This is a genomic window from Arthrobacter sp. P1_D12, assembly GCF_056406175.1.
The window spans coordinates 41864-67665 of sequence record NZ_JBFUAR010000003.1; the positions used below are offsets into that span (position 1 = coordinate 41864).

The 25802-nt window shown below is 67.0% G+C and carries 23 protein-coding genes and 3 tRNA genes; 7 read left to right on the forward strand and 19 right to left on the reverse strand.

The window, feature by feature from the left end:
• Positions 1 to 138: 138 nt before the first annotated feature.
• The 4 genes from AC1DZV_RS03185 to AC1DZV_RS03200 all read left to right on the forward strand — a co-directional run bounded on the left by AC1DZV_RS03185 (position 139) and on the right by AC1DZV_RS03200 (position 4112).
• Positions 139 to 1356 (forward strand): sensor histidine kinase, encoded by a 1218-nt coding sequence (locus AC1DZV_RS03185; protein ID WP_476950564.1) that lies wholly within the window; start codon positions 139 to 141, stop codon positions 1354 to 1356.
• A 90-nt stretch (positions 1357 to 1446) separates the two neighbouring features.
• The gene (locus tag AC1DZV_RS03190; protein WP_223914052.1) at positions 1447 to 2166 is read left to right on the forward strand and encodes a LytR/AlgR family response regulator transcription factor; all 720 of its coding nucleotides are present in this window, start codon (positions 1447 to 1449) and stop codon (positions 2164 to 2166) included.
• On the forward strand, positions 2163 to 2570 hold the full coding sequence (locus AC1DZV_RS03195; RefSeq protein WP_243179626.1) for a DUF485 domain-containing protein: 408 nt from the start codon (positions 2163 to 2165) through the stop codon (positions 2568 to 2570). The genes AC1DZV_RS03190 and AC1DZV_RS03195 overlap by 4 nt, the downstream gene beginning before the upstream one ends.
• A gap of 66 nt (positions 2571 to 2636) precedes the next feature.
• Positions 2637 to 4112 (forward strand): sodium/solute symporter, encoded by a 1476-nt coding sequence (locus AC1DZV_RS03200; RefSeq protein ID WP_476950565.1) that lies wholly within the window; start codon positions 2637 to 2639, stop codon positions 4110 to 4112.
• 123 nt (positions 4113 to 4235) lie between these two features.
• On the opposite strand, the gene AC1DZV_RS03205 is transcribed toward AC1DZV_RS03200, so the two are convergent.
• The 6 genes from AC1DZV_RS03205 to rpsB all read right to left on the reverse strand — a co-directional run bounded on the left by AC1DZV_RS03205 (position 4236) and on the right by rpsB (position 9305).
• The gene (locus AC1DZV_RS03205) at positions 4236 to 4862 is read right to left on the reverse strand and encodes a DivIVA domain-containing protein (protein ID WP_243179628.1); all 627 of its coding nucleotides are present in this window, start codon (positions 4860 to 4862) and stop codon (positions 4236 to 4238) included.
• A gap of 31 nt (positions 4863 to 4893) precedes the next feature.
• On the reverse strand, positions 4894 to 5814 hold the full coding sequence (locus AC1DZV_RS03210) for a phosphatidate cytidylyltransferase (protein ID WP_079551459.1): 921 nt from the start codon (positions 5812 to 5814) through the stop codon (positions 4894 to 4896).
• Positions 5814 to 6371: a ribosome recycling factor gene (gene frr / locus AC1DZV_RS03215; protein ID WP_018774548.1), complete on the reverse strand. Its 558-nt coding sequence runs from the start codon at positions 6369 to 6371 to the stop codon at positions 5814 to 5816. The genes AC1DZV_RS03210 and frr overlap by 1 nt, the downstream gene beginning before the upstream one ends.
• A gap of 134 nt (positions 6372 to 6505) precedes the next feature.
• Positions 6506 to 7243, reverse strand: coding sequence for a UMP kinase (gene pyrH / locus AC1DZV_RS03220; RefSeq protein ID WP_018774549.1), 738 nt, complete (start codon positions 7241 to 7243; stop codon positions 6506 to 6508).
• Between the two features lie 174 nt (positions 7244 to 7417).
• On the reverse strand, positions 7418 to 8254 hold the full coding sequence (gene tsf, locus AC1DZV_RS03225) for a translation elongation factor Ts (protein WP_028275233.1): 837 nt from the start codon (positions 8252 to 8254) through the stop codon (positions 7418 to 7420).
• 133 nt (positions 8255 to 8387) lie between these two features.
• Entirely contained in the window at positions 8388 to 9305 is a 918-nt protein-coding gene (gene rpsB, locus AC1DZV_RS03230) for a 30S ribosomal protein S2 (protein WP_476950566.1), read from the reverse strand.
• A gap of 477 nt (positions 9306 to 9782) precedes the next feature.
• Here rpsB and AC1DZV_RS03235 point away from each other — a divergent pair, with 477 nt between their 5' ends.
• A complete protein-coding gene (locus AC1DZV_RS03235; RefSeq protein ID WP_476950567.1) occupies positions 9783 to 10478 on the forward strand; it encodes a M23 family metallopeptidase in 696 nt (231 codons plus the stop codon).
• Between the two features lie 79 nt (positions 10479 to 10557).
• Here AC1DZV_RS03235 and AC1DZV_RS03240 read toward each other — a convergent pair whose 3' ends face one another.
• The 7 genes from AC1DZV_RS03240 to AC1DZV_RS03270 all read right to left on the reverse strand — a co-directional run bounded on the left by AC1DZV_RS03240 (position 10558) and on the right by AC1DZV_RS03270 (position 17119).
• A complete protein-coding gene (locus tag AC1DZV_RS03240; RefSeq protein WP_476950568.1) occupies positions 10558 to 11748 on the reverse strand; it encodes an acyl-CoA dehydrogenase family protein in 1191 nt (396 codons plus the stop codon).
• 222 nt (positions 11749 to 11970) lie between these two features.
• Positions 11971 to 12044: transfer RNA gene (locus AC1DZV_RS03245), tRNA-Ile, on the reverse strand.
• A gap of 194 nt (positions 12045 to 12238) precedes the next feature.
• Complete coding sequence (locus AC1DZV_RS03250; RefSeq protein WP_476952956.1) at positions 12239 to 13231, reverse strand: IS481 family transposase; 993 nt, start codon at positions 13229 to 13231, stop codon at positions 12239 to 12241.
• A gap of 128 nt (positions 13232 to 13359) precedes the next feature.
• Positions 13360 to 14556 (reverse strand): glycosyltransferase, encoded by a 1197-nt coding sequence (locus AC1DZV_RS03255; RefSeq protein WP_476950569.1) that lies wholly within the window; start codon positions 14554 to 14556, stop codon positions 13360 to 13362.
• Positions 14557 to 14659: 103 nt separating this feature from the next.
• A complete protein-coding gene (locus tag AC1DZV_RS03260) occupies positions 14660 to 15562 on the reverse strand; it encodes a DMT family transporter (protein ID WP_028278278.1) in 903 nt (300 codons plus the stop codon).
• Positions 15562 to 16185 (reverse strand): CDP-alcohol phosphatidyltransferase family protein, encoded by a 624-nt coding sequence (locus AC1DZV_RS03265; RefSeq protein WP_028278279.1) that lies wholly within the window; start codon positions 16183 to 16185, stop codon positions 15562 to 15564. Before AC1DZV_RS03265 ends, AC1DZV_RS03260 begins: the two co-directional genes overlap by 1 nt.
• Positions 16186 to 16240: 55 nt before the next feature.
• The gene (locus tag AC1DZV_RS03270) at positions 16241 to 17119 is read right to left on the reverse strand and encodes a phage holin family protein (protein ID WP_476950570.1); all 879 of its coding nucleotides are present in this window, start codon (positions 17117 to 17119) and stop codon (positions 16241 to 16243) included.
• Positions 17120 to 17303: 184 nt separating this feature from the next.
• Between AC1DZV_RS03270 and AC1DZV_RS03275 the strand changes: the two genes are divergently transcribed.
• Both AC1DZV_RS03275 and AC1DZV_RS03280 read left to right on the forward strand, forming a co-directional pair.
• On the forward strand, positions 17304 to 18527 hold the full coding sequence (locus AC1DZV_RS03275; RefSeq protein WP_028278281.1) for a multidrug effflux MFS transporter: 1224 nt from the start codon (positions 17304 to 17306) through the stop codon (positions 18525 to 18527).
• Positions 18528 to 18837: 310 nt separating this feature from the next.
• The gene (locus AC1DZV_RS03280) at positions 18838 to 19245 is read left to right on the forward strand and encodes a hypothetical protein (protein WP_028278282.1); all 408 of its coding nucleotides are present in this window, start codon (positions 18838 to 18840) and stop codon (positions 19243 to 19245) included.
• A gap of 138 nt (positions 19246 to 19383) precedes the next feature.
• Here the strand turns inward: AC1DZV_RS03280 and AC1DZV_RS03285 are convergent.
• The 6 genes from AC1DZV_RS03285 to AC1DZV_RS03310 all read right to left on the reverse strand — a co-directional run bounded on the left by AC1DZV_RS03285 (position 19384) and on the right by AC1DZV_RS03310 (position 25777).
• A tRNA-Asn gene (locus tag AC1DZV_RS03285) sits at positions 19384 to 19456 on the reverse strand.
• A gap of 135 nt (positions 19457 to 19591) precedes the next feature.
• A tRNA-Asn gene (locus tag AC1DZV_RS03290) sits at positions 19592 to 19664 on the reverse strand.
• Between the two features lie 53 nt (positions 19665 to 19717).
• Positions 19718 to 21673: a DNA primase gene (dnaG, locus tag AC1DZV_RS03295; protein ID WP_476950571.1), complete on the reverse strand. Its 1956-nt coding sequence runs from the start codon at positions 21671 to 21673 to the stop codon at positions 19718 to 19720.
• Positions 21674 to 21725: 52 nt separating this feature from the next.
• Positions 21726 to 23024 carry a deoxyguanosinetriphosphate triphosphohydrolase gene (locus AC1DZV_RS03300; RefSeq protein WP_476950612.1) on the reverse strand — a complete coding sequence of 433 codons (1299 nt, stop codon included), beginning with the start codon at positions 23022 to 23024 and terminating at the stop codon, positions 21726 to 21728.
• Positions 23008 to 24186 carry a tRNA dihydrouridine synthase DusB gene (gene dusB / locus AC1DZV_RS03305; RefSeq protein WP_018774562.1) on the reverse strand — a complete coding sequence of 393 codons (1179 nt, stop codon included), beginning with the start codon at positions 24184 to 24186 and terminating at the stop codon, positions 23008 to 23010. The genes AC1DZV_RS03300 and dusB overlap by 17 nt, the downstream gene beginning before the upstream one ends.
• Positions 24187 to 24286: 100 nt before the next feature.
• The gene (locus AC1DZV_RS03310; protein ID WP_476952957.1) at positions 24287 to 25777 is read right to left on the reverse strand and encodes a YibE/F family protein; all 1491 of its coding nucleotides are present in this window, start codon (positions 25775 to 25777) and stop codon (positions 24287 to 24289) included.
• Positions 25778 to 25802: the final 25 nt, after the last annotated feature.

Here is a 25802-nt window from a genome sequence, read left to right on the forward strand (position 1 = left end):
GATGTGACTGCAATCACTGTGCACCGTGACGCGGGTTACCTGCCACAGCCGCGGCGGCCTGCGTCGCTCAGCGGTCCCGACGCTGCGCCAAACGGCGCCCCCGGCCGCCGAAAGGAACCCCGGCGGTAGGCTGGCACCATGCCGGATTCTCCCCTGCTCACCGCCGCCGCAGTCGCGGTGATTGCCCTGGCGATCGCCGCCGTCGTCGCCGTGGGACTCAAGGTCCTCCGGTCCTTCCGCGATCTCGGCACCGATGCGGAGCGGGCCACCTACCAGACGCTGCATGCCGCATCCCGTGCCGGCCAGCACCTGAGGACCGGCCTGAACCCGGCCGGCGCGGCCAAGGCCAGCAAACAGCTGCGCAGCCTCCTGGGCTGTGACGCCCTGGCCATCACGGATACAACCGGCGTGCTCGCGTGGGACGGCGCCGGCGAGGAACTCAAACCTGCCCTGATGGGGCTCGCGTCAAAAGTGTTCGACGGCGGCCACCTCGCCGTCATTCCGGCGGGCGAACTCCAGCTCCTGGCCGCCGGCGACGGCGGCGTGACGCTGGCGCCGGAGGTGGAGCGCGCCGTCGTGATCGCCCCGATCAAAACCGGCGCGCGTGTGGTGGGTGTGGTGGCCGCCTTCGCGCCGGCCGCCGGCGCCGGACTGGTCCGCGCCACCGGCGAGGTGGCTGACTGGGTGGCCACCCAGGTGGAACTCGCCGAGCTCGACGCCTCCCGCACCCTCTTGATGGAGGCGGAAGTCCGGGCCCTCCGCGCCCAGATCAGCCCGCACTTCATTTACAACTCGCTGAACGCGATCGCCTCCTTCATCAACACGGATCCGGTCCGGGCGCGCGAGCTCGTGGTGGAGTTCGCCGATTTCACCCGCTACTCCTTCCGCCGCCACGGCGACTTCACTACCCTGGCCGAGGAACTGCGCTGCATCGACCGCTACCTGCTCCTGGAACGGGCCCGCTTTGGCGACCGCGTGCAGGTCAGCCTGCGGATCGCGCCGGAGGTCCTGAGCACGGTGATTCCCTTCCTGAGCCTGCAGCCGCTGGTGGAAAACGCGGTCCGGCACGGCCTTGAGGCCAAGGAGGGCCCGGGGCACATCTCCATCACGGCGAACGACTCGGGGGCGTTCGCGGAGGTGACGATCGAGGACGACGGCGTGGGCATGGACCCGGACCAGCTCCGCTCCGTCCTTGCCGGGCACAGCGACGGCGACCACGTCGGATTGCGCAACGTCGACGCCCGCCTGCGGCAGGTGTACGGGGACGATAACGGCCTCGTGATCGAGACGGCACCGGGCGAAGGCACCCTGATCACGATGCGCGTCCCCAAGTCCCAGCCCCGGCACGACGCCTGATTTCCGGTCGGTTCCCGGCGGTGTCGTGCCCGGCGGCAGTTGGCTGACGGGCTGAGCCGGCCACAATGGCCGCGGCAGTAGGCTAGTGGCATGATTAACGTCCTCGTCGCCGACGACGAGCTCCCCGCCGTTGAGGAACTGGCTTTCCTGCTCGGCAGGGATGACCGGATCGGCACCATCCATCGCGCTTCCTCGGGCGCCGAGGCCCTGCGGGCACTGGAGGCCGAAGAAGTCGATGTCATCTTCCTCGACATCCACATGCCGGCGCTGTCCGGGCTGGACATTGCCCGGGTCATCTCCCGCAGCGCCCACCCGCCCGCCGTGGTCTTCGTCACCGCGGACGAGGACTGCGCGCTGGAGGCCTTCGAGCTCGCGGCTGTGGACTACCTCCTCAAACCCGTGCGTGCCGAACGGCTGGCGAAGTCGATCGGCCGGATCAGCGAGCTGCTCAAGGACGGCGCGCCGGCCCCGGAAATGATCACCGTGGACCTGGGCGGGACCACCAAGATGATCCGGCGGGAGGACGTGACGTACGTTCAGGCGCAGGGCGATTATGCACGGCTGCACACGGCGGAGGCCAGCTACCTCATCAGGGTTCCGCTGGCCGACCTCGAGCAGCAGTGGGCCGACGCCGGGTTCCTGCGCATCCACCGCTCGTACCTGACCGCCCTAGGCCACATCAGCCACATGAAGCTCGCCGCGGCGCGGCCCAGCGTCACCGTGGCCGGGGCCGAACTGCCCATTAGCCGCAGGCACCTCCCGGCGGTCCGGGAAAAGCTCGAAGCAAGCCGTATCCGGCCGCAGGCATGACGCGGGTCCGGGTCACGGCGCCGCGCAGCGTCACTTCGGGAAGTGTCACACCGGGAAGTGCCGCATCGGGTAGCGCCGCCCTGACCGGCGGGCGCTCTGCGGCGGCCTCACAGGAGGCGGCAGAGGAATCCGACGCCGGGCAGCTGTTCGTCCGCTCCCTCATCCGGTCCCAGCTCCGGCTGGGCCTCGTGGTGGCCCTGGGATTCCTGCTGATCATGCTCGCTTTCCCGCTTGTGCTGGGGCTGGTCCCGGGCCTGGCGCACTCCACCATTGCAGGCCTGCCATTCGACTGGGTCCTGCTGGGTGCCGGCATCTATCCGGTGATCGGTCTCAGTGCCTGGCTGTATGTGCGGACCGCGGCAAGGAACGAGGCCCGCTACCGGGACCTCGCCGGCGACAAGTGAGTGACAGGTGAGGGCCCACGTGAACGGCCTGGCGGGCGGCCACGCACGGGGCCGGGTGAGCGGAACGTGAACCCCGTCGTCGGGGTGGCGGCGTTCGCCGCCGTCTCGCTCGCCACGGCAGTCATCGGTTTCTACGGGCTGCGGATCTCGCGCACCACCGGAGACTTCTACGTGGCGTCCCGGACGGTCAAGCCGTGGTGGAACGCCTCGGCGATCGGCGGTGAGTACCTCTCGGCCGCCAGCTTCCTGGGGGTCGCCGGGCTGATCCTGCTCTCCGGCACCGACGCCCTGTGGTATCCGGTGGGGTACACGGCCGGCTACCTGATGCTGCTCCTGTTCGTCGCCGCTCCCCTGCGCCGGTCCGGGGCCTACACGATTCCGGACTTCACCGAGGCGCGCCTCGATTCGCGTGCCGTCCGCCGCGTCACAAGCCTGGTGGTGGTCCTGGTCGGCTGGCTCTACATCGTCCCGCAGCTGCACGGCGCTGCCCTGGCCATCCGGATCACCACCGGGCTGCCGGCGTGGGTGGGCCCGGTGGCGGTGGTCGGAGTCGTCTGCTTCACCGTTGTGGCCGGCGGGATGCGCTCCATCACGTTCGTCCAGGCGTTCCAGTACTGGCTCAAGCTCACCGCGCTGGCGGTGCCAATCGTGTTCCTGCTGTTCGTGGTGGGCGGCGGGGACTCCGCCGCGGCGGAGTTACCGCCGCCCAGTACGGCCAACCCCACGGCGCTGGCGCCCGCGGGCCCCTACCAGATCATTTCGCTGCTGGTGGCCCTGCTCTTTGGCACGCTCGGGCTGCCGCACGTGCTGGTCCGTTTCTACACCAACCCGGACGGGCGTTCCGCCCGCCGGACCACCCTGATTGTCCTGGGCCTGCTGTCCGTCTTCTACTTGTTTCCGACGGCGTACGGCATGCTCGGCCGAGCGTTCGCCCCCGACCTTGCCCGGAGCGGCCAGGCTGATGCCCTGGTTCTGCTGCTGCCCGGCCGGATGATTGGCGGGGTGGCCGGCGACTTGCTGACGGCGCTTGTGGTGGCCGGAGCGTTCGGGGCGTTCCTGTCGACGACGTCCGGCCTGGTGGTCTCGCTGGCCGGCGTGATCAGCCAGGACGTGTTCGGCGGCAGTGTCCGGGGCTTCCGGCTGGCAGCACTGGTCTCGGCCCTGGTCCCGCTGGGTATCGCCTCGATGACCGAATCGCAGGCATTGGCCGGCAGCGTGGGGCTTGTGTTTGCCTTTACCGCGTCCACGATCTGCCCGGTCCTGCTGCTGGGCATCTGGTGGCGGGGGCTGACGGACGCCGGGGCTATCGCGGGCATGGTGACCGGCGGCGTGCTCTGCGGCAGTGCGATGGTGGCCGGCTCGGTGCTGGGTGCTGCGCAGACGCCGTCGTGGCTGGCACAGCCCGCCGCTTGGACGGTGCCGGCCGCGTTCGCCGTGACGGTCCTGGTTTCCCGGGCCACCAGGAACCGGGTGCCCCGGACCATCACCCGGCTCATGACGCGGCTGCACACTCCGGAACGGCCGCTCGCGACGGAACGGTGACCCTGCCGTGCTGACCCGGGCGGGGCTCCGGCAACGCTGACCCGGCGGTCGCGATCCGGCGTCGGTGACCCGGGCGGGTGGTTGGCCGGTGGGGCTCCAGGCGTGGGTCCGCGCGGGGCGTGACTAGTCGATGGCCGCCATGAGCTCGACGGCGCGCTCCAGGAATGCGTCGACCTGGCTTTCCTCGTAGCCCTCCCGGCCCACGGCGGGACGGAACACGGCGCGCCGGACGTTGTCCACGCTCAGCGGCTGGTCCTCCTCGAGGTAGCCGATCAGCTCGTGGCAGAGGTCGTCGACGTCGGTGGTGTTGTAACTGCGGGCCTTGGGCTTGGACGGGCGCCGGAAGCGCTGGCCGTCCGGGCGGTGCAGGCGCCCGCGCAGGACGCCTGCGAGCCGGCCGATTTCGCGCAGCCAGGCATCCTCGCCGCGTTCGGCAACGAGCTCATCGCGCTCGCGCCGGGCGAGGGCGTCTTCGAGCCGGTCCAGCGCGGCGTCCACGCCGGCGGCGGCGTAGCCGCCCTTCACGGGATCGAAGGACACGGCGCGGACGTCCGAGCTCTTGATGGCGCGGGAGGCCGCGGACGGAGCTTCGAATGACACCCGTGCGCGCTGCAGGAAATCGTCGACCTGCCTGGCGTTGTAGCCATACTGGTTCCGCTGCACGCGGTCAAAAGACGCAGGAATCTGCCGTTGAATGTCCACTGTTACTTTGTTCCTTTGATGCCGTTCGGCTGGTTTGCTCGGCACCATTCTAGGCGCCGGAAGTGCTGGTCCGGTGCTTCTAGGCGGCTGTGAGGGCCGAGAACAGGATGAACGCCACCGGCGAGGCGAAGACAATCGAGTCCAGCCGGTCCATGACGCCTCCGTGTCCGGGGAGGATGCTGCTCATGTCCTTGATGCCGAGCTCGCGCTTGACCATGGATTCGGCGAGGTCGCCGGCGGTGGCGGCTGCCACCATGCCCACGGCGAGCACGACGCCGAACCACCACGGTTCGCCCAGCACGAAGATCATGGCGAGCACGCCCACGACGACGGCCCCGGCGATCGAGCCGGCGAAGCCTTCCCAGGTCTTCTTGGGGCTGATCTTGGGGGCCATCGGATGCTTGCCCAGGGAGGCGCCCACGAGGTAGCCGAAGGTGTCGTTGGCTACCACCAGGAGCAGCAGGGTCGCGATTTCCCACGCACCCGCCGGAATCACCCCGTCAGGCCACAGGCCTACCGGCGTCTCGCCGTCGGCGGTGTGCAGCAGCAGCGCCGCAAAGCTGATCAGGAACGGCACCCAGGACAGGGTGAAGACCCCTGCGAAAATGCTCCGCGCCGAACCGGCGGCGCCCTCCAGGGTCCGCCACAACAGCACCGCCACGCTGCTGACGAGCATGGCGAAGAGCAGGCTTTCGAGGCCGCCGAAGTAGGCGGCGATCGGCATGGCGACCGTGCCGACCATCACCGGCACGATCGGCAGGCGGGTGCCTGCGGCCTCCAGCGCACGGAAGATCTCCCAGACGCCGAAGATCGCAAAGGTGGCGGTCACCAGGACGAAGCCCAGCGGGAGGAACAGCAGGCCGCCGAGGACGCATACCAGCATGCCAACGCCCACCACGGTGGCGGCGGGCAGGTTCCGGCCCGCTTTCGGCGTTGGGTTCTCGCGCTGCTTCCCCCGCCTCCGGGCGCGCGGCCCGGAGGCCTCCTGTGCCTGATTCATCAGACCTCGAGCAGCTCAGCTTCCTTGCGCTTGAGCAGCTCGTCGATCCCGTCCACGTGTGCCTTGGTCATGGCGTCGAGTTCCTTCTCACCGCGCGCGCCTTCGTCTTCGCCGGCGTCGCCGTCCTTGACGAGCTTGTCCAGCGTTTCCTTGGCTTTGCGGCGGATGTTGCGGATGGACACCTTCGCGTCCTCACCCTTGGACTTGACGATCTTGACGTATTCCTTGCGCCGTTCGGACGTCAGCTCGGGAATGGTGATCCGGATGACGTTGCCGTCGTTGGACGGGTTGGCGCCGACCTCCGAGTCGCTGAGGGCACGTTCGATGTCGCGCAGGGCCGTCTTGTCGTACGGGGTGACGAGGATGGTGCGGGCATCCGGGACCGCGAAGGAGGCCAGCTGCTGCAGCGGTGTCGGCGTGCCGTAGTACTCGACGATGACCTTGTTGTACAGGCCAGGCGTCGCGCGGCCGGTCCGGATCGAGGCGAAGTCTTCCTTGGCTACCTCAACTGCCTTGTCCATCTTGTCCCCGGCTTCGAGCAAGGTTTCTTCGATCACGGTCTCTCCTCAGAAATTGGTGCGTCCCGGGGGCCGGGGCGCGGCACGTCTTCTTTGTGCGCCTGCCGTATTCCGCCGGGCGCTTTTGTCTTCCGCCTGGCGGCGGAAAGGTCCTGAAAACATCCTAGCTGTTGCTAGGGGGTGACGACGGTGCCCAGGTCTTCGCCCCGGATGGCGCGGGTGACGTTGCCCTCGCCTTCCATGCCGAAGACCACCATTGTGAGGTTGTTGTCCTTGCACATGGTCATCGCGGTCTGGTCCATCACGCGGATGTCGCGGCGGAGGGCGTCGTCGTAGCTGAGGCGGTGCAGTTTCTCCGCCGTCGGGTCCTTCTTCGGGTCGGCGGTGTAGACGCCGTCGACGCCGCTCTTGGCCATCAGGACGACGTCGGCGTGGACCTCCATGGCACGCTGGGCGGCCACGGTGTCAGTGGAGAAGTACGGCAGGCCGGCGCCGGCGCCGAAGATGACAACCCGGCCCTTTTCCATGTGGCGGATGGCGCGGCGGGGGATGTAGGCCTCGGCAACCTGGCCCATGGTGATGGCGCTCTGCACGCGCGTTTCCACCCCGGCCTGCTCAAGGAAGTCCTGGAGCGCGAGGCAGTTCATGACGGTTCCGAGCATGCCCATATAGTCGGCGCGGGAGCGGTCCATGCCGCTCTGGGACAGTTCGGCGCCGCGGAAGAAGTTGCCTCCGCCGACGACGATTGCCACCTCCACATCGGGAACTGCGGCGGCGATCTGCTTGGCCACGCCGCGGACGGTATCCGGGTCGACGCCCAGTTTCCCACCGCCGAAGACCTCGCCGGAGAGCTTCAAGAGGACGCGGCGCCTGTTCTTCTTTGGCTGGGCTGAAGTGGTGACGGTTTCCATGGTGCCTTCCCGTTGGTGAACTCTGAGTTAGGTTATCGTGCTGGGCGCCCAAGGCGGCATTCCGGCCGTGACCGGAAACGGTGCCTCACGGGTGCATGCAAAAGGGGTGGCCACCGTGGTGACCACCCCCTTAGCGTGTCTGGCTAGTGCCTGACTGGTGTCTGGCCAGTCTGACTAGGAACCGACGCGGAAGCGCGTGAAGGCAGTTGCCTTGACGCCGGCTTCTTCGAGGACCTGTGCGACAGACTTCTTGGCATCCTTGGCGAATGCCTGGTCAACGAGGACCTCGCCCTTGTAGAAGCCGGTAACGCGGCCTTCGACAATCTTGGTCATCGCAGCTTCGGGCTTGCCCTCGGCCTTGGCCGTTTCCTCGGCGATGCGGCGCTCGGACTCGACGAGATCGGCCGGAACGTCCTCACGGGTGAGGTAGTTCGGAGCCATGGCGGCGACGTGAACGGCGACGTCGTGGGCTGCGGTGGCAGCCGCTTCGCCTTCGCCGTCAACAGCGAACAACACGCCGACCTGGGCCGGGAGGTCCTTGGAGGTCTTGTGCAGGTAAGCGTCGACCGTGGCGCCCTCGATGCGGGAGATGCGGCGGACAACAACCTTCTCGCCCAGAACGGCGCCCTCTTCGATGACGACCTCGGACAGCGGCTTGCCGTCGACCTCGGTGGCAAGCAGGGTCTCGAGGTCGGCAGCGCCGGACTCGACGGCCACAGCCAGGACCTTGTCGGCCAGCTGGATGAACTTGTCAGCCTTCGCGACGAAGTCGGTCTCGCAGTTGACTTCGATCATCACGCCGACGCCGTTGGCGACCTTGGCGGCAACCAGGCCTTCGGCGGTTGAGCGGCCCTCGCGCTTGGTGGCGCCCTTCAGGCCCTTGATGCGGATGATTTCGATGGCCTTCTCGGCGTCACCGTTGGCTTCGTCAAGAGCCTTCTTGACATCCATCATGCCGGCGCCAGTGCGCTCGCGCAGAGCCTTGATATCAGCGGCAGTGTAGTTCGCCATGTGAACCCCTCTGTCTAGAAATTTATGTGGTGTACGGACCGACAGGACGGCTGCTCACCGAGTGAGCGGCCATCCTGTCGGTACCCCCTATGCAGCTGAGCGCATGTGGGGAGATCCAGATTTACTTGTCTGACTACTTGGCTTCGTCGGCGGCCGGTGCTTCTTCAGCAGCCGGTGCGTCCTCAGCAGCCGGAGCAGCTTCGGCGGCCGGTGCTTCGTCAGCAGCCGGTGCAGCCTCAGCGGCGGGCGCAGCCTCAGCGGCGGGCGCTGCAGCAGCTTCAGCCTTGTTGCCTTCGAGGAGCTCGCGCTCCCACTCGGCCAGCGGCTCTTCCGGAGCTTCCGTGGTGCCGGTGGCGCGCTGGTTACGGGCGATGAGGCCCTCAGCAACGGCGTCGGCGACAACGCGGGTCAGCAGGTTGACGGAGCGGATGGCGTCGTCGTTACCCGGGATCGGGAAGTCGACTTCGTCGGGATCGCAGTTGGTGTCCAGGATGGCCACAACCGGGATGTTCAGCTTCTTGGCCTCGTCGACAGCAAGGTGTTCCTTCTTGGTGTCAACAATCCACAGCGCGGACGGCGCCTTGGTCAGGTTGCGGATACCACCGAGGTTGGTTTCCAGCTTGGTGAGTTCGCGGCGAAGGAGCAGCAGTTCCTTCTTGGTGTAAGCCGAACCGGCGACGTCGTCGAAGTCGATCTCTTCGAGTTCCTTCATGCGCTGGATGCGCTTGGAGACCGTCTGGAAGTTGGTCAGCATACCGCCGAGCCAACGCTGGTTGACGTACGGCTGGCCAACGCGGGTGGCCTGCTCGGCGATGGATTCCTGCGCCTGCTTCTTGGTGCCGACGAAGAGAACGGTGCCGCCGTGTGCAACGGTGGCCTTCACGAACTCGTAGGCCCGGTCGATATAGGACAGCGACTGCTGCAGGTCAATGATGTAGATACCGTTGCGCTCCGTGAAGATGAAGCGCTTCATCTTCGGGTTCCAACGGCGGGTCTGGTGTCCAAAGTGGACGCCGCTGTCAAGCAGCTGGCGCATAGTTACGACGGGCATGCCGACGCTCCTTCCGGCAGGTCATTCATGAGAGAGCCCATGGCCCTCTTACCCTGCCAATAGTTGACGGTTGTTTAGCATTCGCCCGGGGCGGGCGTTGCTCCTGGCATCCACCGCACTTCCCATCCGCGCCATATGGACATGCCATGTGGAACGGACCGCAGGAGGCGCAGTCCTCCGCATCGGAAGTTTCAGGCTTCTTTTGAGGAGGGCTGGATACGCGTAGTCAGCTGCTGCTCCCCCGCACCCCTGAATGAGGCGTGCCGGCTTCGGCAATCACGAAGTATCGCGACTTACAAGCGTGAGGGCACAGCAAACTGCTCCACCAAGTGTACTACAGCGGCCCCGCCCAGGAGGACGGTTTTGCCGCGGCAGCGGTGCGGGGTTCCGGGGCTTTGGCGGGGGCCGGCGGGCACCTTATCCACATAGCCATGGCGGGAGATTCCGCCCGGGGCGCTGCCTTGGCAGGCTGGGGCCATGAAGCTCCCACTTGGCCTGCGGGCCTTGCTGCTGGCGGCATTGTTCCTGGCAACGTTCCTGGCGCCGCCCCCCATCACCGCCGACGCCGATATCGCCGCCGCTGCCCATGCCTCCGCCGCCGACGCCGCCGCCCGCTCCGGCCCCACAGACGCCGACGCCGACGCCGCCGCCCGCTCCGGCCCCACAGACGCCGGCTACCCTGCCATTGCCGCCCGGGCTGCAATTTCCTCCGGCCGGGGCTCCCCGAGGGCGGGGCCGGTCCCTGCGTCTGCCTGGAGCTGGCCGCTGAGCCCAAGGCCGGCGGTGCTCCGCGCCTTCGACCCCCCGGCCAAGCCGTGGCTCAGCGGTCACCGCGGCGTCGACCTTGAGGCGCCCTTCGATGGCGCCCCGCTCAAGTCGCCCGCCGCCGGGACGGTGAGCTTTGTCGGGACGGTGGTGGACCGGCCGGTCATCACGATCGATCACGGCAACGGGCTGCGCAGCAGTTTCGAGCCGGTGGCGAGTTCACTGAGGGCGGGGTCCGCCGTGGCGGTGGGCGATGTCCTGGGGCAGGTGCAGACCGGCCACTGCGGCCCGGCGCCGCCCTGCCTCCACTGGGGCGTCCGCCGCGGCGAATACTACGTCAATCCGCTGGCGTTCGTGATGGACCTTCGGCCTTCCGTTCTGCTGCCGCCCCTGAATCCGGGTCCGTGATGCAGCATTTGGCGCCGCCTTTGATGCGCGGCTCGTCCGTTGACGCACGCGGGCAACCGCGGCGGGCGTTTGGCGCCCCTCAGACGATCGCGGAAATGCCCGTGATAGCCCGGCCGGTGACGAGGGTGTTGATTTCATGGGTGCCCTCGTAGGAGTAGATGGCTTCGGCGTCCGCAAAGACTTTGGCCATCTCGAAGTCCGTCACGATCCCGTTCCCGCCGAGGATGCTCCGGCCCAGGGCCACGCTTTCGCGCATCCGCGCGGTGGTGAACGCCTTGGCCAGGGCGGACTGCTCGTCCTTCGCCTCCCCCGCGTCCTCCAGCTGGGAAAGCCTCACCATCATGCCCATGGAGCTCACCGCATTGCCGAGGATCTGCACGAGCTGGTGCTGGATCAGCTGGAAGGAGGCAATCGGACGGCCGAACTGGCTGCGTTCCACGGCGTAGCGCCGGGCGACGTCGAAGGCCGCCAGCTGCTGGCCCACCGCTTGCCAGGCCACGGCCAGGCGGGTGACTTTCAGGACCTTGTTCGTGTCGCGGAAGCTGTTGGCGTTGGCGAGCTTGAAGAACTCCGGCACCACAACGTTGTCGAGCGTAATGTCAGCGTTCTGGACCGTGCGCAGCGAGATCTTGTTCTCAATTTTCACGGCACTGTATCCCTCGGCCTTGGTGTCCACGAGGAACCCTTTGACCTGGTTGTCGCCAACATCGCGGGCGTAGATGACCACCCAGTCGGAGAAAGTCGCGTTGCCGATCCAACGCTTGGCTCCATTGAGGATCCAGTTATCGCCGTCGCGCCGTGCCGTGGTGCGCGTACCGCCGGCGACGTCGGAGCCGCCCAGGGGCTCGGTGAGGCCGAACGCGCCGATCTTCTTGAGCGAGTAGATCTCGGGAAGCCACGCATCCTGCTGCTCCTGGGAGGCAAGAGCTTCGATGGAGCCGGTGAAGAGCCCGTCATGGACGCCCATGAACGTCGCGATCGACGTGTCGGCGCGGGTGGCCTCCGCGTGCAGGATGCCTGCAAAGAGATTCGAGTAGCCCTGCCTCCGAACAGGGCTGACCAGGTCGATTTCGGCGAGCTTCGGGATCAAGCCCATGGGGAACTCCCCGCGATTCCAGCAATCGACGGCGATCGGCCGGACTTCGCGGGTAAGGAATTCACGGACTTCGGCCAGCCTGTCCTGCTCCTTGGCGCTGAGCAACTGCTCGAACGCAAAGAAATCGCCATCGGCGTAGGACAGGTTGTGGATGTCGATGGCAGCTTTGGACATGATGTTCCTTCACTCGATCAGCGGGGACCAAAAGGGCGCGGGCTTCGCGCCGGCAATATGTTACTGATCAGTAACTTATCGCAGTGTCGGGACGCCTGCAAGTGCCGGCCCAATGAAAACCCGACAAACCCGACAAAAAGGGAGCCGCGGCCGACGTCGGACGTCAGCCACGGCTCCCGTGGTTGCGGACCCCGGATGAGGAGGCTGCCGCAGAAATGAATGTAGGGCTACTCGGACTTGAACCGAGGACCTTAGGATTATGAGTCCCGCGCTCTAACCAGCTGAGCTATAGCCCCCTGCGCCCGGAGCCAGACCTGGCCCGCGGGGGCCGGATTGGTTCCGGGCAAAAATACTCTAGCAATAGTAGACGCATCACACGTGCATGCCGTCACCGGCAGGCGGCCTCCTGCAACTGAGTTGGATCCTGTTGGACCGGGCGCCCTGGAGCTTGAAGCGTTCGGAGTGGACGCCGTTCTGCCAGACGGCGCCCCTAGATGTACTGCCCAGGCAGGTTGGTTAATCGGCTGATAGGCGGGTGGCCTCCGATTGCGGTGTGGGGCCTGTGGTGATTGTAGTGGTGCAGCCAGGCCGGGAGGGCGTTTCTGCGGGCTGATTCTGTGGCGTAGAAGCGTTGGAATGCCCATCCGTCGGCGAGGGTGCGGTGGAACCGTTCGATCTTGCCGTTGGTCTGCGGACGGTAGGGCCGGGTCTTCTTTACCTTGATGTCCAGTTCCTGGCAGGTGTCGCGCCAGAGGTGGGATTTGTAGGCTGAGCCGTTGTCGGAGAGGACCCGCTCGACGGTGACTCCGCGGGCGGCGAACCAGGACACGGCCCGCCTGAGCACTCCGACTGCGGTGGCCGCGGTTTCATCGCCGTGGATCTCGGCGTAGGCGACCCGGGAGTGGTCGTCGATGACGGTGTGGACATAGGCGGTGCCGATCAGCGGTTGGCGGTACCTGTTGCGTGCCGTGTCCGGGGTTCCTGCCCGGTTCCGGTCTCCTTGCTGCCGCCCGACGTAGCGCCAGCCGCCGCCGTCGGGGATGTTCCCGAGCTTCTTCAGGTCGACATGGATCATCGCCCCCGGCGTCTCGTGCTCGTAGCGGCGGATGACTTCCCCGGTGCGCTTGTCCACGTGGTGCAGGCGGTTCAGCCGGCACCGGACCAGGACCGCGTGCACGGTCGAGGCCGGCATGGCCAGCTTCGCCCCGATCGCCACCGGCCCCAGCCGTTGCTTCCAGCGCAGGTGCACGACCCGGCGAACCAGTTGCTGCGGGGTCCGGTTCGCCACCCGGTGCGGGCGCGAGGACCTGTCGATCATGCCCGCCTCGCCCATCGCGGCGTAGCGTTCGGCCCAGCGCTTGGCGGTGGGCCAGGAGCAGTTGAACTGTTCGGCGGCCCGGGACACCGGCCAGCCGTGATCAACGACCAGACGCGCGAGGCGTAAACGTTGGCGTGGAGTCAAAGCGGCATTAGCGTGAGACATTGAGGACCTCCTGGTCGCTACAGCGTTTGTCTAAGCAACTCCACTGTGCAACCGGAGGTCCTCACCTCTGCGTCAACGACTCCAGCGAGTCATCACATTCACCGAACCAACGTCCCTGGGCAGTACACCTAGAGGACCAGGTCGTCGTAGCTCGCGCCCCGGTAGATGTCCTCAAACGTCTGCAGCGTGCGCGCGATACCGTGGCTTTCCACCATTTCGCGGCTGGTCTTGCCCATCGCATCACGCTCGTGGTCGGGCAGCGAGAACACGCGCGTCAGCTTGGCGGCGAGGTCATCGCTGTCGTTGGGGATAAAGAGATAGCCATTTTCCCCGTCGCGGACCAGGTGCGGCAGCGCCATGGCGTCGGCCAGCAGGACTGGCGTGGACGCCGACATAGCCTCCAGGGTCACGAGGGACTGAAGTTCAGCCGTGCCGGGCATGCAGAACACATCGGCCGTGATGTAGGCCTTGCGAAGTTCGGCGTCACTGGCCAGGCCGAGGAACCTGACCCGGTCCTTCAGCCCGAGCCGGGCGACCTGCGCCTCCAGGGCAGGGCGGACTTCTCCGCCGCCGACGATTTCGAGGTGGATGTCCAGTTCTTTGGGCGTCTTGGCGACGGCATCGATCAGCACGTCCACGTGCTTCTCCTCCGCCAGCCGGCCGGCGAAGAGTACGGTCGGGCTGGCGTGGCGTTCCACCGTTTCGTCGGGACCGACCTCGTAGGCGGCGGCGTCGATGCCGTTGGACAGTGGCAGGACCTGGCGGAGGAAAGCGTGCTGGTGCATGGCTTTGGCGGCAAGCGGCGTGGGTGTGGTCACGACGTCGGCCTGGCCCATGACCTTGCCCATGTCCCGCCAGGAGATCCGTCCCACAATGTCTTTGAACCACTGCGGGAACGGCAGGAAGGGGTTCAGGTTTTCGGGCATGAAGTGGTTGGTCGCCACCACCCGGATGCCGCGTTTCACGGCCTCGTACAGGACGTGCTCGCCGATCATGTAGTGGCTCTGGATGTGCACCACGTCCGGCTGGATGCGGTCGAACAACAGCCCGATTTCCTTCTTGATCTCCCAGGGGAAGGTGACCCGGAAGTACTCGTGTGTGGGCACCGAGTGGGAGCGCAGGCGGTGGACGGTGGCCTCATCGCTGAACTCGCTGTAGCTCGGGCCCTTGCCCGGGCGGCACGCCAGGACGTGGACATCGTGACCCCGGGCTGTCATCCCCTTGGCCAGGCGGTAACCGAACTGGGCGGCGCCGTTGACGTGGGGCGGGTACGTGTCAGCGGCAATCAGGATGGTCAGCGGGGGCTGGTTGTCGGACGTGGTCACGTGAAGAGCTCCTGGTGGTCGCTGTGCGGACAGCTGGATCAATGGCGGCCGGCTGGCAGTCGGCACAGGCGCCGGGCCTGCAGCCGAAGTCTGGACTGACGCCCTAGGACCTGCCCGCTGCCTTCCGCGCGTCCTTCTTGCGCTTGGTGACTTCCGGGTGGTGCCTGGAGAGGGCTATGACTCCCACGATAGCAAGCAATGCGGCCGTCCCCATGGCAATAGCCGTCACGGCTTGGACATCCGGACGCAGTTCTCCCAGAATCACGATGCCAATCGCGATGCCCACAATGGGGTCGATCACCGTCAATCCGGCGATCACGAGGTCCGGCGGTCCGCTGGAGTAGGCGTTTTGGACAAACCACGATCCCAGAACGCCTGCAGCAATAATCGCAACCACGCTGTACCACGGCACATTCAGCAGGAACTGTCCATTTGGATCAAGCAAATGCCTGCCGATGATGCGGGTCAGCACAGCCACGAAGCCGAACAGGACCCCGGCGCCGAGGATGTAGACGAACGCGCTCATGCGGTGCCTGAACAGGACCGCGAGCGTGCCAAAGGCAGCGACCGCAATGGCCAGGAGTAGCACGATTGTCAGCTCGTCCTCGCTGCTGACGTTGTGATTCTCCTGCGTGGCGGTGACGGCCAGCAGCACGAACAGCGCTGAGCCGGTCACGCAGAGCGAGATGGCCACGACGGTTGCCCGGTTCATGCTCAGGCCTTGGTCCTTGGTGTTGACCACGGTGGTGATAACCAGGGCGATCGCGCCGATCGGCTGCACCACCGTCAAGGGCGCCATGACGAGGGCGATCGCGTTCATTCCCATCCCGGCGCATAGCAGAAGGAACCCGAATACCCAGCGCGGGTTACGCACGAGCCGCAGCAGGCCGTGGGTGCTCAGCGCCAGGCCGCCGGTATCGGCCTTGACCGCACTGCCCTGGCGCTGTGCCCCAAACGCAAGGCAGAAGGCGCCGAGGACCGCCAGTAAAACCGCAACCCAGACCATCAGCGGGAGCCGCCGTCGTGCGCCCGAAGCTGCCTGCCCTTGCCGATGATGGCCCAGACGTAGTTGTAGGCCGCGATCCAGTGCCCCACGAGCCCCAGTCCCAGGAAGATCCACGCGACCGTGGCATAGACGTCCGCGGCGGGCACCGGAAGCTTGGAGAGCACCAGCAGTGGCGTGCCCACCAGCAGCAGGCCCGTCCGGATCTTTCCGATGCGGCTCACCGGCAGATCCGGGTGGCCGTGGAAATAGAACACTGACAGAGCCAGCAGGACCGCGTCCGGGACCAGCAGCGCGGCGAGATACCACCACTCGACGACGCCTGCTATCACGAGGGTCACGGCGACGGCGATTAAGGAAAGCCTGTCCGCAATCGGGTCCATGACCCGTCCGAGGTTGGACATTTGATTGAAGCGGCGGGCGATGTAGCCGTCCACCCAGTCGGTACTGGCCATGACCGCGAGCACGAGGGCACCGTAGCCGTACTTGTGCTCCGAGAGGACCAGCCAGATGAATAACGGAACGCCAAGGAAGCGCACCACGGTCAGGACATTGGGAACCGTGAAGACCGCATCGCGGTGGACGAGGGGCTGCCCGGGGCGGGCGCCGGCGCCGATGAACTTCATCGATTCCCCCTTTCCGTGGACGGCAACGGTTTGGCGTTTAGGTTCAGGGATCTGTCTAGCCCTTCACCAGCCTGCGCACCAGGACCGCGAGGGCGGCTCCAGAGGCGGCGAGCACAGCCAGGGGCTTCCAGCGCCGCTTGATCGTGTCGGCCAGGCCCTGCCCGTCAGCGGATGTGGCCGACCCCGCCGAGGATCGGGCTGAGGCGCGGAAGCCTGCGATCTTGTCGCTGAGCTGCTCCTTGCCGTCCTGGAGCCGGACCTGCGCGGCCGCCAGCAGGATTTGGGTCTGGGTCTTGACATCGAGTTCACGGCCGAGGTCGTCGCGGACGCCGGTAAGGTGCGTGCGCCGCAGGTCCAGCCGGCGTCGGAGTTCAGCCTCTGTGGGCGGCGGCCCGAAGTCGGGCTTGGCGGCAGCCTTTGCTTCCTTTTCCGCCGTCGCTTTGGCTGCGGCGGCTTCCTTGGCGGCCTTCGCTGCTTTGTACTGCTCGGTGCTCGGATCCAGGATCCTGGCGTCGAAGGCGGAGCCTTCCTTGGCGATGCCGAGATCGTACTTGAGCCCCCGGATCGTATCCTCGGGGACGAGCGGCATGAGCTTCTTGAACTTGTTCTGCCCGATGAGCGCCCCGATCGCGGCGATAATGAGGCAGACGGCGGAGACCAACAGGGCTGCGAGCCAGGCGGGCATAATGGTGGCCAGTCCCATGATCGCTGCAATGAAGAGTCCGATCACCAGGAGTCCAACGAAGACCAGGGCGACGGCGAAGAAGGCGCCGGCGACGCCGAGCTGTGCCCCCTTGCGTTTGATTTCGGCCTTGGCCAGGGCAATCTCGTCGCTGAGTTGCCGGGGCGCCAGCTTGAAGATCATCTTCAGGGTTTGCGGCAGCGCGGAAATCCGCAACCCGCTGCCTGTGCCGCCGCTGTGACGTCCGCTCATCGGTCCCGCCTAACTGGTGCCATCCGTCGATCCGCTCGCGCGGGCTTGCCGGGTCTGGACAGCTTCGCACAGACCCCGGTGTCAAAACTATCATTTAGGCTCTTGGGAGGCCTTTTCGGGCAAGGTGTGGCGCGCCCGCCCAGCCACCGGCCGGCCACCCCGGCGGGCCCTAGGATGGACCTCTGTGAGCACACCCCACAATCCCGGTGATTCCCTGAGCCGCCGTCGTAAATTCCTCTACATCCTGACGCTTGGCGCTTTGACCGCCCTAGGGCCGTTCACGGTCGACCTCTACTTGCCCGCATTCCCGGCCCTGGAAGACAGCCTTGGCGTCTCCGCGGCCGCGGTGCAGCTGACGCTCACGGGGACGACCATCGGTTTCGCGCTGGGACAGCTGGTGGTGGGCCCGCTGAGCGACAAGTTCGGCCGGCGCCTGCCCCTGATCGTGGCGACGGCGGTCCACATCGCGGCGTCCCTGGGCGCCGCGCAGTCCACGGACATCGCCACGCTGGGTTTCTTCCGTGTCCTCATGGGTGTCGGGGCTGCCGGGGGCGGTGTGGTGGCCATGGCCATGGTCCGTGACCTGTTCAGCGGCTACGCGATGGTGCGGATGTTCGCAAGGATGGCCCTGGTCAACGGGCTGGCCCCGATCCTCGCCCCGGTCATCGGCTCCCAACTGCTGTTGCTGATGCCCTGGCCCGGCATCTTCTTGTTCCTGGCCGCCTACGGGACCTGCGTCATCATCGCGGCCCTCTTCGTGATCCGGGAGACCCTGCCGCCGGAACTGCGCGGCAAAACCGGGATGACCATGGGCCAGCGTTACAAGGTGCTGTTCTCCGACCGGATCTTCGTAGGCCTGCTGCTGGTGGGCGGGATGAACTTCGCGGGCCTCTTCACCTACCTCTCCGCCTCGCCGTTCCTGTTCCAGAATGTCTACGGGTTCACGCCCCAGCAGTACGGCCTGCTCTTTGGCGTCAACTCGCTAGGCATCGTCGCAGGCGTGCAGACCAGCGCGCGGCTCATCAAGCGCGTCCCGCCGCAGTGGATCCTGGCTTGTTCCACGGCCTGGATGTTCGTCATGGCCGTCCTGATTGTCGTCTTCGACCAGCTGGGGTTCGGGCTGTGGGGCGTCCTGGTGCCGCTGTGGTTCTACATCCTGGGCGCCGGTTTCACCTTCCCCACCGTGCAGGTCCTGGCCCTGGCCAAACACGGGGCGCAGGCCGGAACCGCGGCTTCACTTCTCGGCGCGGCGACCTTCTTGATGGCTGGCCTGGTCTCGCCGGTGGTCGGCTGGCTCGGCGTCAGCTCCGCAACCCCGATGGGCGCCGTCCAGGCCGTCTGCATCCTTCTGGCGGCCGCTGCACTGTGGCTGGTTGTTCGGCCCAGCACGGTGCCACCGATTCAGTAGCCGGGCCCTCCCCCGGGGGGACATGCCCATTCATCGCGGCCTCCCCCACGGGACATACCCATTCTTGGCGCCCGGGGCTGGACATATTGCCACTATGTCCAGCCGCCAGGACCACCACTGGACATGTCCCCAGGGGCATCCCGCCAGCACTGAGCATGTCCCCCGGGCAGCCCCAGTGCAGCGAACACCGTGGCCGCGGCCTCTGCCCTATGGCCCCGCCCAGCCGCCCACGCAGGCCTGTCCGTGGCCTGCAGCCCTGCGCCCCCGTTGCACCCTGTTCGACGTCCGCGGCGGGCGATAAAGTTATTTCATGCCCGACAGGCAGGATCACCAGCCCCTTCCGGCCACTTGGCAGCGGTCCGACGCCGGAATCCTGCCCCTGTGGTGGGATCGCTTGTGCGCTCAGACCAGTCCGCAGTCGGCAGCCCTGTTCGCCGCCGGCCTGTTCACCGAAGACCGGCGCCGCCCAATTGCCCAGTGGTACAACCCCGCATATGACTCCGCCCTCCTCGTGGCACCGGAATCGTCCCCGGAGTGGCCGGTGCAACGGTTCGGCATCTTCTATGCGCCCCCGGGCGGCGGCTTCACCCAGGTGCACTCGGCGCCGCATGAATGGCACCCGCGGGAACCTCGGAAGTCCCCCACGGAGCTGGAGGCCTTCCAGGCAGCGGTCGCCGAGGCCCAGCGCTTCCTCCAGGTGGAAATGTACTTCGTCTGAACCTCCACCTGAACTGCCCGCCACTGCGTTGCCCGGCGGAAACCCCTGCCCGTAGACGGAGCAACAAAAAACGCGGAATTAAATGAGGAAATAAAAAAGGTCCCGCGGCTGGTTTTCACCGGCCGCGGGACCTGTCCGCTCCTCCTGCTGGACTTGAACCAGCAACCCTTCGATTAACAGTCGAATGCTCTGCCAATTGAGCTAAGGAGGAATGAAGCAGGTACGACATTAGCAAAGGTTTTGCCGGTAGGGAAATCGGCCACGGGGCCAGCGCCTGCCAGTCGCTAAATACCCCCTCCGGGTATAAAAAAGTCCCCGTTCCGGAACCCGGAACGGGGACTGCGCGCTCCTCCTGCTGGACTTGAACCAGCAACCCTTCGATTAACAGTCGAATGCTCTGCCAATTGAGCTAAGGAGGAATGAAGCGGGTATAAGCCTAGCAAACACCAGCCCGGGAAACGAAATCGGCGGCTCAGGCGTCCGAGCGCAGGGACCGCCGCTGCATCTCAAGTTGCATGAGTTCGCGATTCAGCCGCTGGAAGTCTTCGGGGTCGGCCGAGGCGTCCAGACGCTGCAGCTGGCCCATCTTCTCGGCCTTGACCCGGGTGATTTGGAGCTCGAACAAGCGGGCGAGGATGTCCTTGCAGTAGCGCAGGACGCCTTCGGGGGTGTTGGCCGGCAGGGGCACCACGCAGAGCTCGGACACGAGCGGGCGCAGGGGCTCGGGGACCTCCTGCAGCAACTGCTCGACCCAGCGCACCGGATCCCCCGAAAACCCGAGTCCGGTGGCCCGGATGGCCTCGTGGATGGCGAGGTAGGCGGGTGTGGAGAACCGCGCCTCCGAGAAGCGCTGCCACGTTTCGCCCTCGAGCATGCCGGGTTCCTGCAGCGCGACCTCGAGCGCCTGGCGCTCCATCGCGGCCACGGGGTCCCGGGGATCAGGGCGGTTGAAGGACGGGAGTACGGCCGACGGCGGCAAGGGGGCAACGCCGGGCGCGGTCCCGGCAAAGCCGCGGCCGGACCCCGCATAGCCCTGCCCGCCGCCCTGCCCGTGGCTCTGGGCCTGGCCCCCGCCCGGCGGAGCCGATGCAGCCTGTGCGGCGCGCTTGGTCGCCGCGCCGACGGCCCTGCTGACCTCCTCGACCGGCATTCCCAGCCAGCCGGCGAGCTCCCGGGCATAGGCCGGCCGGATTCCGGCGTCGCGGATCTGCGCCACCACGGGCGCGGATTCACGCAGGGCCGCGATCCGGCCCTCGACCGTGTCCAGATTGTGCCGCTTCAGCGTGGCCCGGATGGCGAACTCAAACAGCGGGCGGCGGCTACCGATCAAATCCCGGACGGCGGAGTCGCCCTTGGACTGGCGCAGTTCGCAGGGGTCCGCGCCATTGGGTTCGACCGCCACGAAGGTTTGTGCGACAAACCGCTGGTCCTCTTCGAAGGCGCGCAGGGCCGCCTTCTGCCCGGCGGCGTCGCCGTCGAACGTAAAGATGACCTCTCCCCCGCTGCCGTCGTCGGAGAGCAGCCGGCGGGCGATCTTGATGTGCTCGGTGCCGAAAGCGGTCCCGCACGTGGCTACCGCCGTCGGAATGCCGGCCAGGTGGCAGGCCATGACGTCGGTGTAGCCCTCCACCACCACGAGCTGCCGGTCTTTGGCGATGTTGCGCTTGGCGAGGTCGATTCCGTAGAGGACCTGGGACTTCTTGTAGAGCGCGGTTTCGGGGGTGTTCAGGTACTTCGGTCCCTGATCGTCCTCGTAGAGCTTGCGGGCACCGAAGCCGATGGTGTCGCCGGCGATGTCCCGGATGGGCCAGATCAGCCGGCCGCGGAAACGGTCATAGATCCCCCGGCCGCCTTCAGAGAACATGCCCGTCAGCTTGAGTTCCGGGTCCGTGTAGCCGCGGCCGCGGAGGTGTTTGAGGAGCGAGTCCCAGCCCTGCGGCGCGTAGCCCACACCGAACTGTTCGGCCGCCGCGCGGTCGAAGCCGCGCCCGTAGAGGAAGTTGCGGCCCTCCGCGGCGCCGGGGGTGAGCAGCTGGGCACGGAAGAACTCGTCGGCCACCTTGTGAGCGTCCAGCAGCCGCTGGCGCCGGCCGATGTCCTCCCGGTTGGGCCCGGAGCCGCCGTCCTCGTAGTGGAGCTCGAAGCCGATCCGGTGGGCCAGCTTCTCCACGGCCTCGTGGAAGGAGATGTGGTCCAGCTTTTGGACGAAGGAGATGACGTCGCCGTCCTCGCCGCAGCCAAAGCAGTGGTACCGGCCAACCTGGGGCCGAACGGTGAAGGAGGGTGAACGCTCGTCGTGGAAGGGGCACAGACCCTTGTAGGACCCGAGCCCGGCGCCCTTGAGCGTCACGTAGCCATCGACGACTTCCTTGATGTCGGTGCGTTGGCGTACTTCATCGATGTCTTCGCGTTTGATCAGGCCGGCCACAGTGCCATCCTAGTCCCCGGGTATGACGCCGACGGGCCGGCCATGGTGGCCCTCACCACAGCGACGGCAGGCTGCCCACGAGACGCTCGTACATGGCCAGCGCCGAGCCGTCCGTCAGCGACGCGACCTGGTCGATGACGACACGCAGCCGCGCGGCGTCGTCGCCCGCGTCGAGCCAGTCGGCGGCGAACATCGGTTCCAGATGGCGGTCCCCCGTGGCGCTGAGCGCGGTGACGAGGGCGTGCAGGACCTCACGCTGGCGCTCGTAGATGGGCTGCCGGTGTTCGGTGGTCATCACGAAGGTGGTGGCCAGGCCCTTCATGACCGCGATTTCCATCACGGTCTCATCCGGGACGATCAGCTCAGCGTTGTAGCGGGTCAGGTTTTCCGGGCCGTAGACCGTGCGGGTGGCCTCCAGTGCGCTCTGGCAGAAGCGGCCGATGAGCTGGCTGGTCATGTCCTTGAGCGCCGCCATGGCCTTGCGGCTGCCGTCGGCCTCGCGCACCCAGACGTCCGTGGCCTCCAGCCGGGCCAGGGCGGCGTCGATCGCGGCGGGATCGTTGTGCGGCAGGTACCACTGCTTGGCGTAGCCGACGACGCGGGCGCGGTGGTCCGGGTTGTCCATCCAGCGCAGCTGGAAATGCCCCGCGACGATCGCGTCCTCGACGTCGTGCACCGAGTAGGAGATATCGTCCGCCAGGTCCATGACCTGCGCTTCGAGGCAGGACCGGCGTTCCGGGGCGCCGTCGCGGATCCAGTCGAAGATGGGGAGGTCGTCCTCGTAGGCACCGAACTTGCTGGTCCGCTCCCCGTGGATGACCGGGGCGTTTACAGCGGACCACGGGTATTTGGCGGCGGCATCGAGACTGGCCCGGGTCAGGTTCAGGCCGGCCGGGCGGCCGTCGGCGGCGAGGACCTTTGGCTCAAGCCGGCTCAGCAGCCGCAGCGTCTGGGCGTTGCCTTCGAAGCCGCCGATCCCGTGCGCCACCTCGTTGAGGGCCGCTTCGCCATTGTGGCCGAAAGGCGGGTGGCCGAGGTCGTGGCTGAGGCATGCGGTGTCCACGACGTCGGGGTCACAGCCCAGCGCACGGCCCAGTTCGCGGCCCACCTGGGCAACTTCGAGGCTGTGCGTAAGCCGGGTCCGGACGAAGTCGTCGGTATCCGGGGCCACCACCTGGGTCTTCGCGCCGAGCCGGCGCAGCGCCGAGGAGTGCAGGACCCTTGCACGGTCACGCTCGAAGTCCGAGCGGTAGGTGCTCTTGGGCGGCTCCTCGACCCAGCGGGCCCAGTCGCGGGAGGTATACCCGTCCAGGACGGGCGCGGTGGTCCGGGTCTCAGCCACCGGAGACATCCAGTTCGGCGAAGGAAATATCGCGGGTCTGGGCGTCATCCAGCGTCCGGTTCAGCAGCCAGTCCTTTGGCAGTGCCGGTTTTTTGGGCGAACCAGCGCGGCCGCGCGGACCCTCGGCGTCGCCTCCGGGATACGGCGAGTCGAGGTCCAGCTGGTCCAGGGTGCCGCGCAGCACCTCCAGGCTGGTGACGAGCGCCAGCTTGGTCCGCAGTTCGCTGCCGACCACGTAGCCCTTGAAGTACCAGGCAATGTGCTTGCGGATTTCGCGCAGGGCTTTGCCCTCGTCCCCGAACGTCTCGACCATGAGCTCAGCGTGCCGGTACACGCTCTCGGCAACCTGGCGCAGGTCCGGCCGGTGCCGCTGGTCGCTGCCTTCGAACGCGGCCATGAGGTCGCCGAACAACCAGGGCCTGCCCTGGCAGCCACGGCCGACGACGACGCCGTCCACACCCGTTTCGCGGACCATCCGAACCGCGTCCTCCGCGGACCAGATATCTCCGTTGCCGAGAACGGGAATGTCCGGCAGGGCCTCGCGCAGCCGGGCGATGGCGGACCAGTCGGCCTGGCCGGAATAGAACTGTGCGGCCGTGCGGCCATGAAGGGCGACGGCTGCGACGCCGGAATCGCGGGCAATCCGGCCGGCGTCCAGGTAGGTCAGGTGGTCCTCGTCGATGCCCTTGCGCATCTTGATGGTCAACGGGACATTGCCCTTGGAGGCTTCCTTCACCGCGGTCTGGACGATGGAGGTGAAGAGGTCGATCTTCCACGGCAAGGCCGATCCGCCGCCGCGCCGGGTGACCTTGGGCACGGGGCAGCCGAAGTTGAGGTCGATGTGGTCCGCCCGGTCCTCCTCCACCAGCATCCGGACGGCCTGGCCGACGGTGACGGGGTCCACGCCGTACAGCTGGACGGAACGGACTTTTTCGTCGTCGTCGTGCGAAATGATGCGCAGCGACTCCGGCGTGCGCTCGACGAGGGCGCGCGAGGTAACCATCTCCGCCACGTACAGGCCGCCGCCGTATTCACGGCACAGTCTGCGGAAGGCGGAGTTGGTGATGCCCGCCATGGGAGCCAGGATCACGGGGGTGTCCACCGTGATCGGGCCCAGCTTCAGGGGCGGGAGTTCCAGCTTGGGGGCGGGAGGGGTTGCTACAACAGTCACCCGACCATTGTCTCAAAGACGGGCAAATCGGCCCGGTCCCGCTCCGGCTATGTGGAAATCTTCCCGATCTGGCGGCGTTCGGGTGGCGGCAGATTCCTCGTCAGCCCCGTAGTGCGGCCCGCCGCCCGCGGCGCGTCGCAGCACCGGCGGCGTCGGACCCGCCCGGGTCGGACCCGGCCCAATCCGGGGCGGCCCCATCCGGCGCGATCCGGTCCGGACTGCCCCAATCCGGGGCGGGCCCTTCCGGCCGGCCCCGTTCGAATGCGGGCCGTTCCGGCCGGCCCCGTTCGAATGCGGTCCCTGCCACCGCACTGCCCCTGATGCCGGTGGCCTTGACCACCAGCACGGCGATGAGGGTGGTGACCGGCACGGCCAGGACGAGTCCCACGGAGCCGACGAGGGTGCGGATGACTTCCTCGGAAAGTTCGGCACTGGTCAGGGCGTCCCCGAGCGGCCGATCGTAGAGCATGACCAGGATCAGCACCGGCAGGGCCGCGCCGGCATAGGCAAACGCGATGGTGTAGACGGTGGAGGCGATATGGTCCCGGCCGATCCGCATGGCGGACGTGAAGAGCTGCCGGGCGCTGGTCTCGGGGGCCAGTTCCCACAGCTCCCAGACTGCCGAGGACTGTGTGATGGTGACGTCGTTGAGCACGCCCAGCCCGGAAATGATCAGTCCGCACAGGATGATGCCGGAGATTGAGATGTTGTCCGAGATGTTGGTCAGGGTGGCAGCGTCGTGGCTGCCCACACCGGCGAGGTTGGCGGCGTCGGTGGCCCAGGCCGCCAGCAGCGCCGTAATGGCGAGGCCGAACATCGTCCCGAGCAGCGCCGTCGACGTGCGGGCGGAGAAGCCGTGGGCGAAGTAGAGCACCCCGATCATGATCACCGTGGATCCCACGAGCCCCAGCAGCAGCGGCGGCTTGCCCTCGACCAGCCCGGGCAGCATGAACGAGACAAGCACCACGTACGCGCCGACAAGCCCGATCAGCGCCCGCAGTCCGCGCCAGCGCGCCACGGCGATCACCACGACGGCGTAGAGCACCGCCAGGAAGATGATGGGCAGGGTCCGGACAAAGTCGACGAAGACATAGGCCGGCGCGCCCTGGCCCGCGGCGCCCTGCACCTTGGAGAGGTTCAGGTAGCGGATCCCGTCTCCGGGCTTCACGCCGTGGGACTTCGCGACGTCAGGGTTGATGACCACTTTCACCGGGTTGCCGCCCTTGTCCGGCTCGGTGTAGGCGAACGTGCATTGAGAGCCCTCGTTCGGCGGCTGCGGCGCGGCGCCGGAGCCGGAGGTGCCCTGCTGGGCGGCGTCACCGCCGGCCTGGACATCCGAACAGCTGCCGACGACGACCCGCTGGATCTTGCCGGTGTCAAACGTTACCCCCGGGGCCGCCGCGTACGGGCTGGCCAGCGTGATGCCTTCCTTGCTTCCCGACGGCCACATGAAAGCCATGGCCGCCAGGGTCAGCAGGGTCAGCGGGATCAGGATGGCAGCCAGGATCCAGTTGGCCTTCTTCCGCGCAGCCAGCATTTGAGGCGTCGGCTCCGGATGTTCGTTGTGGGAGTGCGAGTGTCCGGCGCCCATCAGCAGTTCAACCTCATGCCGAAAA